Source organism: Burkholderia pulmonis (assembly GCF_984667975.1).
Genome location: NZ_OZ480186.1, coordinates 991,246 through 1,005,640, shown reverse-complemented (window position 1 = coordinate 1,005,640; position 14,395 = coordinate 991,246). Strand labels below are relative to the sequence as shown.

At 66.9% G+C, this 14,395-nt stretch carries 11 protein-coding genes; 6 read left to right on the top strand and 5 right to left on the bottom strand.

The features are described from left to right. Positions 1-6 precede the first annotated feature (6 nt). Positions 7-2,316, bottom strand: a complete 2,310-nt coding sequence (locus AC5LXK_RS04660) for a DNA translocase FtsK (RefSeq protein ID WP_493390530.1) — start codon at positions 2,314-2,316, stop codon at positions 7-9. A 443-nt stretch (positions 2,317-2,759) separates the two neighbouring features. On the opposite strand from AC5LXK_RS04660, the gene trxB reads away from it, so the two are divergent. The 3 genes from trxB (at position 2,760) to AC5LXK_RS04645 (ending at position 5,246) form a co-directional block, all read left to right on the top strand. Further along, entirely contained in the window at positions 2,760-3,722 is a 963-nt protein-coding gene (trxB, locus tag AC5LXK_RS04655) for a thioredoxin-disulfide reductase (RefSeq protein WP_493390529.1), read from the top strand. A 134-nt stretch (positions 3,723-3,856) separates the two neighbouring features. Further along, a complete protein-coding gene (locus tag AC5LXK_RS04650; protein ID WP_493390528.1) occupies positions 3,857-4,636 on the top strand; it encodes a Smr/MutS family protein in 780 nt (259 codons plus the stop codon). Then, positions 4,623-5,246, top strand: coding sequence for a trimeric intracellular cation channel family protein (locus AC5LXK_RS04645; RefSeq protein WP_128843816.1), 624 nt, complete (start codon positions 4,623-4,625; stop codon positions 5,244-5,246). Before AC5LXK_RS04650 ends, AC5LXK_RS04645 begins: the two co-directional genes overlap by 14 nt. 93 nt (positions 5,247-5,339) lie before the next feature. Here AC5LXK_RS04645 and AC5LXK_RS04640 read toward each other — a convergent pair whose 3' ends face one another. The 4 genes from AC5LXK_RS04640 to AC5LXK_RS04625 all read right to left on the bottom strand — a co-directional run bounded on the left by AC5LXK_RS04640 (position 5,340) and on the right by AC5LXK_RS04625 (position 9,742). Beyond that, positions 5,340-6,458 carry an ABC transporter ATP-binding protein gene (locus AC5LXK_RS04640; protein WP_493390527.1) on the bottom strand — a complete coding sequence of 373 codons (1,119 nt, stop codon included), beginning with the start codon at positions 6,456-6,458 and terminating at the stop codon, positions 5,340-5,342. Positions 6,459-6,570: 112 nt separating this feature from the next. Further along, positions 6,571-7,428, bottom strand: coding sequence for a carbohydrate ABC transporter permease (locus tag AC5LXK_RS04635; RefSeq protein ID WP_493390526.1), 858 nt, complete (start codon positions 7,426-7,428; stop codon positions 6,571-6,573). Beyond that, the gene (locus AC5LXK_RS04630; RefSeq protein WP_493390525.1) at positions 7,418-8,356 is read right to left on the bottom strand and encodes a carbohydrate ABC transporter permease; all 939 of its coding nucleotides are present in this window, start codon (positions 8,354-8,356) and stop codon (positions 7,418-7,420) included. The genes AC5LXK_RS04635 and AC5LXK_RS04630 overlap by 11 nt, the downstream gene beginning before the upstream one ends. A 138-nt stretch (positions 8,357-8,494) precedes the next feature. Then, on the bottom strand, positions 8,495-9,742 hold the full coding sequence (locus AC5LXK_RS04625; protein WP_493390524.1) for an ABC transporter substrate-binding protein: 1,248 nt from the start codon (positions 9,740-9,742) through the stop codon (positions 8,495-8,497). Between the two features lie 431 nt (positions 9,743-10,173). Between AC5LXK_RS04625 and zwf the strand changes: the two genes are divergently transcribed. The 3 genes from zwf (at position 10,174) to AC5LXK_RS04610 (ending at position 14,317) form a co-directional block, all read left to right on the top strand. Then, on the top strand, positions 10,174-11,643 hold the full coding sequence (gene zwf, locus AC5LXK_RS04620) for a glucose-6-phosphate dehydrogenase (protein ID WP_493390523.1): 1,470 nt from the start codon (positions 10,174-10,176) through the stop codon (positions 11,641-11,643). A gap of 87 nt (positions 11,644-11,730) precedes the next feature. Continuing rightward, positions 11,731-12,411: a 6-phosphogluconolactonase gene (gene pgl, locus AC5LXK_RS04615; RefSeq protein WP_493390522.1), complete on the top strand. Its 681-nt coding sequence runs from the start codon at positions 11,731-11,733 to the stop codon at positions 12,409-12,411. Next, positions 12,389-14,317, top strand: a complete 1,929-nt coding sequence (locus AC5LXK_RS04610; RefSeq protein WP_493390521.1) for a bifunctional transcriptional regulator/glucokinase — start codon at positions 12,389-12,391, stop codon at positions 14,315-14,317. Before pgl ends, AC5LXK_RS04610 begins: the two co-directional genes overlap by 23 nt. The last annotated feature ends 78 nt before the right edge of the window (positions 14,318-14,395 follow it).

The window sequence follows — 14,395 nt, the reverse complement described above, 5'->3', positions numbered from 1 at the left end:
GCGGACTCATTCCGCGTCGCGCGCCGGCACAAGAATTTCGCGGTTGCCGCTCGACGACATCGCCGACACGAGCCCCGACTGTTCCATCTGCTCGAGCAGCCGCGCCGCGCGGTTGTAGCCGATCCGCAGATGACGCTGCACGAGCGAAATCGACGCGCGGCGGTTCTTGATGACGATCTCGACCGCCTGGTCGTACAGCGGATCAGACTCGCCGCCGCCTTCACCGGTTCCCGCGCCCGCCGAGCCCTCGTCGCCGTCGGCCGTGCCGCCTTCGAGCAGGCCCTCGACGTAGTTCGGCTCGCCCTGCTCCTTGAGCTTCTCGACGACGCGATGCACTTCGTCGTCGGCGACGAACGCGCCGTGCACGCGCACCGGCAGCCCGGTGCCGGGCGCCAGGTACAGCATGTCGCCCATCCCGAGCAGCGATTCGGCACCCATCTGGTCGAGGATCGTGCGCGAGTCGATCTTCGACGACACCTGGAACGCGATCCGCGTCGGCACGTTCGCCTTGATCAGGCCGGTAATCACGTCGACGGACGGACGCTGCGTCGCGAGGATCAGGTGGATGCCGGCCGCGCGCGCCTTCTGCGCGATCCGCGCGATCAGTTCCTCGACCTTCTTGCCGACGACCATCATCAGGTCGGCCAGCTCGTCGATCACGACGACGATGTTCGGCAGGCGGCCGAGCGGTTCCGGATCCTCCGGCGTCAGGCTGAACGGGTTCGGAATCTTCTCCTCGCGCTTCGCCGCATCGTCGATCTTGTTGTTGTAGCCCGCGAGGTTGCGCACGCCGAGCTTGCTCATCAGCTTGTAGCGGCGCTCCATCTCCGCGACCGTCCAGTTCAGCGCGTGGCCGGCCTGGCGCATGTCGGTGACGACCGGGCACAGCAGGTGCGGAATGCCTTCGTAGACGCTCATTTCGAGCATCTTCGGATCGATCAGGATCAGGCGCACCTGCTCGGCGGTCGCCTTGTACAGCAGCGACAGGATCATCGCGTTGATCCCGACCGACTTGCCCGAGCCGGTCGTACCGGCCACCAGCAAGTGCGGCATCTTCGCGAGATCCGCGCACACGGGCTTGCCGCCGATGTCCTTGCCGAGGCTCAGCGTCAGCGCCGACGACGCGGCCGCGTACACCTCGGACCCGATGATCTCGGACAGGTGCACGGTCTGGCGGCGCTGGTTCGGCAGTTCGAGCGCCATGAAGTTCTTGCCGGGGATCGTCTCGACCACGCGGATCGACACGAGCGACAGCGAGCGCGCGAGATCCTTCGCGAGGTTGACGATCTGGCTGCCCTTCACGCCGGTGGCCGGCTCGATCTCGTAACGCGTGACGACCGGGCCCGGATACGCGGCGACGACGCTCGCCTCGACGCCGAAGTCCTTCAGCTTCTTCTCGATCAGGCGCGACGTGAATTCGAGCGTGTCGGCGGAAATCGCTTCCTGCGACTTCGGCGCTGGATCGAGCAGCGATACCGGCGGCAGCGTCGAATCGCCCGGCAGGTCAGTGAAGAGCGGCACCTGGCGCTCGCGCTCGACGCGCTCGGACTTCGCCGGCGTGACGACCGGCGGCACGATCGTCACCGGTTCGTGATCCTCGATGCGCACGCGCTCCTCTTCGACCTTGCCTTCGCGGCGCACGGCCGCGGCCTCGCCGAGCTTGCGGTCGCGCTCGGCCTCGCGGCGCAGCTTCGCGACGTTGACGGCGGACAGGATCGCGCCGCCGACGCGCTCGGCGACCGACAGCCACGAGAAGCGGAAATACAGCGACAGGCCGATCGCGAGCGCGATCAGCAGCAGCAGCGTGCCGCCCGTGAAGCCGAACGCGTGCGACATCGCCCCCGCGACGGCCTCGCCGACGACGCCGCCCGGCGCGCGCGGCAGTTGCACCTTGAGCGACCACATGCGCAGCGCCTCGATGCCGTCGCACGCGAGCACGACCAGCACGAACGCGAAGATTTCGGTGAGCCAGCCGATCGGCCGCTCCGGTTCGTCGGGAATCGCCTCGTGGCGCGTGATCCTGCGGTAATTGGCGGCGATGCGCCGCCCGAGCGGCACGATCAGCCAGTAGGCCGACAGGCCGAACAGCAGCAGGATGATGTCGGCCGTCCACGCGCCGACGCGGCCGGCCCAGTTCGAGATGTGATCGACCTGGGCGGCGTGCGTCCAGCTCGGATCGCGCCGGCTGTAACTCAGCAGGGCCATCACCAGAAAGGCGCAGAGCGCGACCTGGAGAATCCAGCGGATCTCCGTGAGGAGCTTCGACATCCGGTGCGGCAACGCCTGTGCCTGGGCGGAATAAGGAGCTTTTGCCATGAATCCGTATAAAGAGGACGGGCCATGCGCCCGCCTGTCGTTCGATCCCGCTTATTGTAAACGCTGCACCGGGCCGCCAAGTGTAAATGACGGTTACATAACGGGGACGGGGTTGGGCCGGCGCGCCGGATGCACGCCCCGGCCGCCCTTTCGCCCCGGTCCGACCGGCCGTCGGGCGCCGCCGGCCTGCCGCCGCGGCCCGGCGCCATGCCCCGCCGCACACGTGCGGCAACGCGTCGCCGCGCGCGCTGCCCGCCCCGCGTGCGCGGCCGTTGCACCGCGCGACACTATCGCCGCGATTGAAACTCTCGTTCGGCAGCGCAGCAACGGGGCCTTTATAATGCGCGTCTGATACCCATCTATGACGGCATCCCGGTCACCCCCGGATCGTACGGCGAGCCCTACCCCGCCCGCCGCGGCCGCCGCCTTTTACGGATTCGCACATGTCCACGCCCAAACACGCCAAAGTCCTGATTCTCGGTTCCGGCCCCGCCGGCTACACGGCTGCCGTCTACGCGGCACGCGCCAACCTGTCCCCGGTGCTGATCACCGGCATCGCGCAGGGCGGCCAGCTGATGACCACGACCGACGTCGAAAACTGGCCGGCCGACGCAAAAGGCGTGCAGGGTCCGGAGCTGATGGCGCGCTTCCTCGAGCACGCCGAGCGCTTCAACACCGAAATCGTCTTCGACCACATCCACACCGCGAAGCTGCACGAGCAGCCGATCCGCCTGATCGGCGACTCGGGCGAATACACGTGCGATTCGCTGATCATCGCGACCGGCGCGTCCGCGCAGTATCTCGGCCTGCCGTCCGAAGAACTGTTCATGGGCAAGGGCGTGTCGGCCTGCGCGACCTGCGACGGCTTCTTCTATCGCGGCCAGGAAGTCGCGGTGATCGGCGGCGGCAACACGGCCGTCGAGGAAGCGCTCTACCTGACGGGCATCGCGAAGAAGGTCACGGTGATCCACCGCCGCGACAAGTTCCGCGCGGAGCCGATCCTGATCGACCGCCTGCTCGAGAAGCAAAAGGAAGGCGTCGTCGACATCAAGTGGGATCACGTGCTCGACGAAGTGACGGGCGAGGATTCGGGCGTCACGGGCCTGCGCATCAAGAACGTGAAGACCGGCTCGACGGAAGACCTCGCGGTACAGGGCGTGTTCGTCGCGATCGGCCACAAGCCGAACACCGACCTGTTCCAGGGCCAGCTCGAGATGAAGGACGGTTACATCCTGACGAAGAGCGGCCTGCACGGCAATGCGACGTCGACGAGCGTCGCGGGCGTGTTCGCCGCGGGCGACGTGCAGGACAACGTGTACCGCCAGGCGATCACGAGCGCCGGCACGGGCTGCATGGCCGCGCTCGACGCGCAGCGCTACCTCGAAAGCCTGCACGACAAGAAGTAAGCCGCGAGCCTTGCCGCGCCGGGCGCTACAATGGCGTCCGCTGCCGCGAAGCAGGCTCGACCGGAAAGCCGCTGCCGCCGCGCAGCGGTTTTTTTTGCCCGCGCGCCCGAACGCGCCTGCCCGGTTACCGAATCATGGCGAAGAACCAGCCCCATCCGAGCGATCCCGCAAAGCGGAAGATCGCAGCCCGTCCCGTGACCCCGGCGCCCGAGGCGCCGCCGCCCGCGCCCGATCCGGCCGCGTTGCGCGGCCAGGGCCTCGCGGGCCTCGGCGCGTTGCGCAAGTCGCTGCAAGGCGAAGCCGACCGCCGCGAGCGCACGCGCGTCGAAACGGCGAAGGCCGAACGCAAGGCCGAAGCCGACGCGAACCTGTTCCGCAACGAAATCGGCACGATCCGGCCGCTGAACGCGCCGCCGCGCGCGTCGGCCGGCCGCATGCAGCCCGATCCGGTGCCGAAGCAGACCCAGCGCGACGAGGAAGCCGTGCTGAATGCGACGCTGTCCGACGAATTCGATCCCGAGACGCTGCTCGACAGCGACGACTCGCTGTATTACCACCGCCCCGGCATCAGCCGCGACGTCGTGCGCAAGCTGCGCAGCGGCGCGTGGATCGTGCAGGCGCAGATCGACCTGCACGGGATGCGGCGCGACGAAGCGCGCGATGCGCTCGCCGAATTCATCCGCGAAGCCGGCAAGAAAGGGCTGCGCTGCCTGCGCGTGATCCACGGCAAGGGGCTCGGCTCGATCGGCAAGGAACCCGTGCTGAAAGGCAAGGTGCGCGCGTGGCTCGTGCAGAAGGAAGAAGTGATCGCCTTCTGCGAGGCGCGCGGCCACGACGGCGGTGCGGGCGCGGTGCTCGTGCTGCTGCAACCGCACGCGGCGCCGGCCGACCGGGGGCCGCGTGCCGCATCCTAGGCTGACGCTCGCGATCGCCATTCTGGAGGCGATCGCCACGCTGGCCTTCGCGATTTCGGGTTTCATCGAGGCGCGCAAGAACCGCCTCGACTCGGTCGGCACGTTCGTCGTCGCGCTCGCGACCGCGTTCGGCGGCGGCACGCTGCGCGACATCCTGCTCGAGCGCCGGCCGTTCTACTGGGTCGTGCACGACGACTACGTGATCGCGATCTTCGTGCTCGCGCTGTTCGCGCCGTTCGTGCTGCGGATGCTGTCGCGACTGTCGGCCGAACGGCTGCTGCTGATCGCCGACGCGATCGGGCTCGGCATCTTCAGCATCTCGGGCACGGCGATCGCGCTCGACGCCGAGATGCCGCGCTTCATCGCGGTGATGATGGGCGTGATCACCGGCGTGGTCGGCGGGATCGTCCGCGACGTGCTGTGCAACGACATCCCGCTGATCCTGCGCGATTCGCGGCCGTACGCGACCTGCGCGTTCGTCGGCTGCTGGTTCTACCTGCTGCTCGTGTGGCTGCAGTTCGATTCGGTGTACAGCGTGCTGCTCGCGACCGGCTTCATCTTGGTCGCGCGGCTCGCGACGTTCAAGTTCGACGTGCGGCTGCCGCACTGACCGGCGCATCGACAAGCACGTCGCGCGCCTTGCCCAAACAAAAGGGGCCGTTCGACACGGCCCCTTTCTCTTTTGCCCGGCGCAACCGCGGCGTTACGCGATCCGCTCTTCCGACGCCGGATCGAACAGCACGGCCTTCGACACGTCGAACAGCAGCGACTGCGTCTGCCCCGGCTGCGGGTTCGCGGCCGGATGCACGCGGCTCACGATCCGCTTGCCGTTCACCTGCGCGAACACGTGCGTGTCCGGCCCGGTCGGCTCGGTCACGTCGACGCGCACGTCGATCGGCTGCAGGTTCGACGCCTCGCCGTTGTGCGCATTGCGCGCGTCGGTGATGCGCTCCGGACGCAGGCCGAGGATCACCTCGCGGCCGACATGGCCGTTCATCCGCGATGTGTCGAACGGCAGGTTCAGCACGCCGCGCGTCGCGCCGGTGTCGATCTCGAGCCCGACGCCGCTGCCCTGCCCGACCAGCTTGCCGTTGATGAAGTTCATCGGCGGCGCGCCGATGAAGCCCGCGACGAACAGGTTCGACGGCGAATCGTAGATTTCCTGCGGCGCGCCGAACTGCTGGACGACACCGTCCTTCATCACCGCGATCCGGTCGCCGAGCGTCATCGCCTCGATCTGGTCGTGCGTCACGTAGACGATCGTCGTGCCGAGACGCTGGTGCAGCAGCTTGATTTCCGAGCGCATTTCGATGCGCAGCTTCGCATCGAGGTTCGACAGCGGCTCGTCGAACAGGAACAGCGACGGATCGCGCGCGAGTGCGCGGCCCATCGCGACGCGCTGGCGCTGGCCGCCCGACAGCTGGCCCGGCTTGCGGTCGAGCAGATGCTCGATCTGCAGCATCGACGACACGCGTTCGACAATCTGCTTCTGCTCGTTCTTCGGCACCTTGCGGATGTTCAGGCCGAACGAGATGTTCTCGCGCACCGTCATCGACGGATACAGCGCGTACGACTGGAACACCATCGCGATGTCGCGATCCTTCGGCGACAGGTCGTTGACGACCTTGCCGTCGATGCAGATCTCGCCGCTCGTGACCGTCTCGAGCCCGGCGATCATGTTGAGCAGCGTCGACTTCCCGCAGCCCGACCCGCCGACCAGGATCAGGAACTGTCCGTCCTCGATCTCGATGTCGACACCCTTCAGGACCGGCACCCCGTTCGGGTAGGTCTTGTACACGTCACGGATGGAAAGGCTTGCCATGCTGTGAATCCTCTGTCTCGTCTCGCGCGGCGCCCTCGGGCGCCGCGTCGGGTTCGTTTCGATGCGCCGCGCGTCGTGCGCGGCCGGTTCGTCGTATCGGATAAAGCCGCGCTTACCCCTTCACCGCGCCCGCCGTCAGCCCGCGCACGAAGTAGCGGCCGGCGACGACGTAGACGAGCAGCGTCGGCAACGCGGCGATGATCGCACCCGCCATGTCGACGTTGTACTCCTTCACGCCCGTCGACGTGTTGACGAGGTTGTTCAGCGCCACCGTGATCGGCATCGAGTCGACGCCGGAGAACACGATCCCGAACAGGAAGTCGTTCCAGATCTGCGTGAACTGCCAGATCAGGCACACCATGAAGATCGGCAGCGATACCGGCAGCAGGATCTTCGTGAAGATCGTGAAGAAGCCCGCGCCGTCGATGCGCGCGGCCTTCACGAGTTCGGCCGGCACGCTCACGTAGAAGTTGCGGAAGAACATCGTCGTGAACGCGATCCCGTACACGACGTGCACGAACACGAGGCCCGGGATCGTGTTGGCGAGGCCGAGCATCCCCTGCAGGCGCGCCATCGGCAGCAGGATCACCTGGAACGGGATGAAGCAGCCGACCAGCATCATCGTGAACAGCGCGTCCGCACCGCGAAAGCGCCAGTGCGTGAGCACGTAGCCGTTGAACGCGCCGATCAGCGACGAGATCAGCACGGCCGGGATCACCATCTCCAGCGAGTTCAGGAAGAACGGCTTCATCCCGTCGCAGCGCACGCCGGTACAGGCGCCGCTCCACGCCTTCACCCACGGGTCGAAGGTCCACGTGGTGGGCGGCGTCAGCAGGTTGCCGGTGCGCAACTGGTCGAGATCCTTGAACGACGTCGACAGCATCACGTAGATCGGGAACAGGAAATACAGCGCGAACAGGATCAGTGCCGCATAGATCACTGCCCGGCTGATCGTCATCTTAGGCTGCATTGCGGGTGCTCCTCGATTCCATATACATCAGCGGCACCAGCACCGCGACCACGGTCGCGAGCATCATCACCGAGGACGCCGCGCCGAGCCCGAGCTGGCCGCGGTTGAACGAAAACGTGTACATGAACATGGCCGGCAGCGACGACGACGTACCCGGCCCGCCCGCCGTCAGCGCGACGACGAGGTCGAAGGTCTTGATCGTGATGTGACAGAGGATCAGCAGCACCGAGAAGAACACCGGGCGCATGCTCGGGATCACGATCTTGCGGTAGATGGTCGGCAGCGTCGCGCCGTCGACCTGCGCGGCCTTGAAGATCTCCGCGTCGACGCCGCGCAGCCCCGCGAGGAACAGCGCCATCACGAAGCCGGTCGACTGCCACACGGCCGCGATCACCACGCAGAAGATCGCCTTGTCCGGATCGTCGAGCCAGTTGAACGAGAAGCTCGCCCAGCCCCAGTCGTGCATCACCTTCTCGAGGCCGAGGCCCGGGTTCAGGATCCACTGCCACGCGGTGCCGGTGACGATGAACGACAGCGCCATCGGGTACAGGAAGATCGCGCGCAGCGCGCCTTCGTTGCGGATCCGCTGGTCGAGCAGGATCGCGAGGAACAGCCCGAGCGCGACGCAGATCACGATGAACGGAATCCCGAACCAGCCGAGGTTCGCGGCGGAGGTCCACCACACGTCGTTCTGGAACAGGTCCGAGTAACGGCCGAAGCCGTCGAATTCGTAGTTCGGCAACAGCCGCGAATTGGTCAGCGACAGATAACCGGTAATCAGGATGAAGCCGTAGATGAACACCACGGCGATCGCGACGCTCGGCGCAAGCACGAGCTTCGGAATCCAGCGATCGGCGAAGGCCGACATCGGCGACGTACGCCGTGCGGCGGCAGCGCCGGATCCGTTTCCGCTAAGAGGGGCAGCCACTTGATTCGACTCCTGGAACGAGGGCGACGCAGGCCGGGCCGGCGCCAGGTACGGCACGGGCCCGCGGGCGAGCCCGTTTGCTGCACATGCAAAAACGCCCGGCCGATGAAGCGTTTCCGGCCGGGCGCCTGTCGCGCGTTACTTGACCTTCGCGGCCTTCGCGAGCGCGGCAACCGCGCTCTTCGAATCCTGCTGCGAGTTCATGAACTTCGTCACGACGTCCGTGATCGCACCGGCGGTCGCATCGTTCTGCGCCATCCCGTGCGCGAGCGACGGGACGAAGCCGCCCGACTTGATCGCGGTCTGCTCGTCGGCATACGACTTCTTCGCGCAGTCGTCGAACTTGTCCATCTTCACGCCGAGGCGCACGGGCACCGAGCCTTTCAGCAGGCTGAACTGCTCCTGGAAGTCCGGCGTCATGATCGTCTTCGCGAGTGCGAGCTGGCCCGGCGTCGCCGCCTTGTCGCCCTTCTGCTGGAAGAACACGAACGAATCGACGTTGAACGTGTACGAATTCGCCGTACCCGGCACCGGTGCGCAGATGTAGTCCTTGCCCGACTTCTTGCCGGCGTTCTCGAACTCGCCCTTCGCCCAGTCGCCCATGAACTGCATGCCGGCCTTGCCGTTGATGACCATCGCGGTCGCGAGGTTCCAGTCACGGCCGTTGCGGCCCGTGTCGAAGTAGCCCTGGATCTTGCGCACCGTGTCGAACACCGACAGCATCTGCGGCGACGTCAGCGTCGCCTGGTCGAGGTCGACCAGCGCCTTCCTGTAGAACGCCGGGCCCTGCGACAGCACGACGTCTTCCCACAGCGTCAGGTCCTGCCACGGCTGGCCGCCCATCGCGATCGGCTGGATGCCCGCGGCCTTCAGCTTGTCGGCCACCGCGAAGAATTCGGGCCAGGTCGTCGGCACCTTCGCGCCGATCTTGTCGAGCGCGGCCTTGTTGATGTACAGCCAGTTCACGCGGTGCACCGAGAACGGCGCGGCGACGGTATGGCCCTTGTACTTGATGATCTTGTCGATTTCCGGCGGCAGGTTCTGCTTCCAGTCGCCGGCAGCCGAATCGACGTTGACGAGCACGCCCTGGTCGGCCCAGTCCTGGATCAGCGGGCCCTTGATCTGCGCGGCCGACGGAGCGTCGCCGCTGATCACCTTGGTCTTCAGTGCGGTCATCGCCGCGGCGCCGGCGCCGCCCGCGACCGCGAAGTCCTTCCACACGTAGCCCTGCTTCTGCATGTCGTCCTTCAGCACGCCGACGGCCTTCGACTCGCCGCCCGAGGTCCACCAGTGCAGCACGGTTACGTTCTCGGCTGCCTGCGCCGCCACGGCACCAGCCATCAGGCCTGCGGCGCAGAGCGCGCCCATGATCGAGCGAACTTTCATTACTTATCTCCTCCAGACTGAATCAACTCGTGAGGTTCCCTGACCGGGAACCGGCTTCTTGATAACGACGGGGAAATCGAGCCGCGGGACGCATGCAGCGCACGGGGCCGATGACCGGCCGGGCTCTTACAGAAAGCGTGAATCGAGATTCAACGGCGTGTCTCCTCTTTGTGTTTCTGGCTCGCCGCGATGATGCGACGCGAGCCCGGGGCCGACGGCGCGCTGACGATGCGCTCCGTCAATGTCCGATAACATTCGGCACAAGGCGTTCCCGAAGGCGAAGCTCGCGCAGCTCATCGACCGCACATCTTTTTTTCTTCACCCAGGTGCTACCCCTTGCGGCGGATTGTAGTTAAACTACAATTCAGTGTCAAAAATATTTTTATCGCACTACGGATCGCTTCCCAGCACCCCCAACACGGCGGAGACACATGCATACCGATTCCAGCTTTACCTTCGTACTTTTCGGCGGCACCGGCGATCTGTCGATGCGCAAGATCCTGCCCGCGCTGTTCGAAGCGCACCGCGCGAACATGCTCGCGGCGAGCGGCCGGATCGTGGCCGTGGCGCGACACGAATCGGATCGGGCGTCCTACCTCGAATGGGTCGATACACACGTGAAGCCGCATGCGGCGAAGGCCGCCGGCAACGCGTTCGACGAAGCTGCGTGGAAGTCCTTCCTCGATCGCATCGAGTACGTGCACCTCGATCTCGGCCGCGCGGAAGACTACGTCGTGCTGCGCGACGCGGTGGCATCGCTGCCCGGCATCCGCGTGTTCTATCTCGCGACGGGCCCGTCGCTGTTCGTGCCGATCTGCAAGGCGCTCGCGTCGGTCGGCCTGAACGAAGGCTCGCGCATCGTGCTCGAGAAGCCGCTCGGCTACGACCTGAAATCGTCGAATGCGATCAACGACGCGGTCGGCGAGATCTTCGCGGAAGGCCAGATCTACCGGATCGACCACTACCTCGGCAAGGAGCCGGTACAGAACCTGCTCGCGCTGCGCTTCGGCAATGCGCTGTTCGAACCGCTGTGGCGCCGCGAATGGGTCGAGAGCATCCAGATCACGATCGCCGAGGAGCTCGGCGTCGAGGCCCGCGGCGATTTCTACGACAATACGGGCGCGCTGCGCGACATGGTGCAGAACCACCTGCTGCAGCTGCTGTCGATCGTCGCGATGGAGCCGCCGCACTCGATGGATTCCGACTCGGTGCGCGACGAGAAGCTGCGCGTGCTGCGCGCGCTGAAGCCGGTCGATCCGCGCGACATCGGCAAGGTGGCCGTCCGCGGCCAGTATCATGCGGGCGTGATCAAGGGCGCGCAGGTGCCGGCCTACGCGACCGAGCCGGGCGTGAAGCCCGACAGCCAGACCGAAACCTTCGTCGCGCTGAAGGTCGAGATCGAGAACTGGCGCTGGGCCGGCGTACCGTTCTTCCTGCGCACCGGCAAGCGTCTTGCCGATCGCGTCGCGGAGATCGTCGTCAACTTCCGCCCGGTACCGCACTCGGCGCTCGGGCCGACCGCGTTGCGCCCGGGTTCGAACCGTCTCGTGATCCGGCTGCAGCCGAACGAGACGATCCGCCTGTACTGCCTCGCGAAGCAGCCCGGCGAAGGGATGAACCTCGCAAGCGTGCACCTCGACCTCGCATTCGACCAGTTCTTCAAGGAAGGGCAGATGGAGGCGTACCAGCGCCTGCTGCTCGACGTGATCAACGGCCGGCTCGCCCTGTTCGTACGGCGCGACGAGCAGGAAGCCGCGTGGCGCTGGGTCGAGCCGATCCTGAACGAATGGGCGCGCACGCTGAAGCCGCCGAAGCCGTACGCGGCGGGCACGTGGGGGCCGGCCGCGGCGAGCGCGATGCTCGCGCAGCACGACACCTGCTGGCTCGAGGAAGAAAACTGATGCAAACCGTTGCCGCGCACGTCATCGTCCGCGGCAACGTGCCCACGATTCGTACGATTTGAACAGACAAAGCAGTCCGGAGGAGATGTGATCGAGATCCACGCTTTCGACACCCAGGAAGCGCAAAGCGAAGCGCTCGCGCGCGCCGTCGGCGAGGCGCTGCGCGCCGCGCTCGCCGGCCCCGCGCGCCCGACGCTCGCGGTGTCCGGCGGCACCAGCCCGCGCCCGTTCCTGCACACGCTGTCGCACGCGGCGCTCGACTGGGCCGGCGTCGACGTGACGCTGGTCGACGACCGCTGGGTACCGGAGGACGACGCGGCCAGCAACGCGCAACTCGTGCGCGACACGCTGCTTCAGCATGCGGCGGCCCCTGCCCGCTTCCTGCCGCTCGTCGACACGCGCAGCACGCTCGATGCGCACGTCGCCGCACTGAACGCGAACGCCGACTACCGCGTGCCGACCGTCGCCGTGCTCGGCATGGGCGAAGACGGCCACACCGCGTCGATCTTCGCCGACGCGCCCGAATGGGACCACGCGATCGCGACGCACGAGCGTTTCGTCGCCGTGCATCCGGGCGCCGCGCCGCATGCGCGCGTGAGTTATTCGCTCGATGCGCTGAAGCGCGTCGACCGGCTGTTCCTGCTGATCGCGGGCCCCGCCAAGCGCGAGGTGCTCGACGCTGCGGCCGCGACGCTGCAGAAGAACGCGATTTCCCAACTGGCCAACGACAAGGGGACCCAGCTCGATGTCTACTGGTGCGCAAAGTAAGGCGGTCGTCGCGGGTCAGCATGCCGACGGTCCGCGCCTGCTCGCGGACGTCGGCGGCACCAACGCGCGCTTCGCGCTGGAAACCGGCCCCGGCGAAATCACGCAGATTCGCGTGTATCCCGGCGCCGACTATCCGACGCTCACCGACGCGATCCGCAAGTACCTGAAGGACGTGAAGATCAGCCGCGTGAACCACGCGGCGATCGCGATCGCCAATCCGGTCGACGGCGACCAGGTCACGATGACCAACCACGACTGGAGCTTCTCGATCGAGGCGACGCGCCGTGCGCTCGGCTTCGACACGCTGCTCGTCGTCAACGATTTCACAGCGCTCGCGATGGCGCTGCCGGGCCTGACCGACGCGCAGCGCGTACAGGTCGGCGGCGGCACGCGCCGCCAGAACAGCGTGATCGGGCTGCTCGGGCCCGGCACCGGGCTCGGCGTGTCGGGGCTGATTCCGGCCGACGACCGCTGGATCGCGCTCGGCAGCGAGGGCGGCCACGCGTCGTTCGCGCCGCAGGACGAGCGCGAGGATCTGGTGCTGCAGTACGCGCGCAAGAAGTTTCCGCACGTGTCGTTCGAACGCGTGTGCGCGGGCCCCGGCATGGAGATCATCTATCGCGCGCTCGCCGCGCGCGACAAGAAACGCGTCGCGGCGACCGTCGACACGGTCGAGATCGTCGAGCGCGCCCATGCGGGCGATGCGCTTGCGCTCGAGACGGTCGAGTGCTTCTGCGGGATTCTCGGCGCGTTCGCGGGCAGCGTCGCGCTGACGCTCGGCGCGCTCGGCGGCGTGTATATCGGCGGCGGCGTCGCGCTGAAGCTCGGCGAACTGTTCACGCGCTCGTCGTTCCGGGCGCGCTTCGAGGCGAAGGGCCGCTTCACGCACTATCTCGAGAACATCCCGACCTACCTGATCACCGCCGAATACCCGGCGTTCCTCGGCGTATCGGCGATCCTCGCCGAGCAGTTGTCGAACCGCTCGGGCGGTGCGTCGTCGGCCGTGTTCGAGCGGATCCGCCAGATGCGCGACGCGCTGACGCCGGCCGAACGCCGCGTGGCCGATCTCGCGCTGAACCATCCGCGCTCGATCATCAACGACCCGATCGTCGACATCGCACGCAAGGCCGACGTGAGCCAGCCGACCGTGATCCGCTTCTGCCGCTCGCTCGGCTGCCAGGGGCTGTCGGACTTCAAGCTGAAGCTCGCCACCGGTCTCACCGGCACGATCCCGATGAGCCACAGCCAGGTGCATCTCGGCGACACGGCCACCGACTTCGGCGCGAAGGTGCTCGACAACACGGTGTCCGCGATCCTGCAGTTGCGCGAACACCTGAATTTCGAGCACGTCGAGAACGCGATCGAGATCCTGAACGGCGCGCGGCGCATCGAGTTCTACGGGCTCGGTAACTCGAACATCGTCGCGCAGGACGCGCACTACAAGTTCTTCCGCTTCGGCATTCCGACGATCGCGTACGGCGACCTGTACATGCAGGCCGCATCGGCCGCGCTGCTCGGCAAGGGCGACGTGATCGTCGCGGTGTCGAAGTCGGGGCGCGCGCCCGAGCTGCTGCGCGTGCTGGACGTCGCGATGCAGGCCGGCGCGAAGGTGATCGCGATCACGTCGAGCAACACGCCGCTCGCGAAGCGCGCGACCGTCGCGCTCGAAACCGACCACATCGAGATGCGCGAGTCGCAGTTGTCGATGATCTCGCGGATCCTGCATCTGCTGATGATCGACATCCTCGCGGTCGGCGTCGCGATCCGCCGCGCATCGACGAACGGCGAGGTGCCCGAGGCCGTCGCGCAGGCGAAGGCGCGCGCAAGCGACGACGAAACGGCCGACGTGCTCGACTGGCTGAGCCACGGCGCATCGCCGGCGGCGAAGGACGTCGCGCGGGATTGACGCGCGGCGCGGCGGCAGCCGCTTCCTGCGTCCCAATGAAAAACGCCACCGGCGCATCGCGCGCGGTGGCGTTTTCTT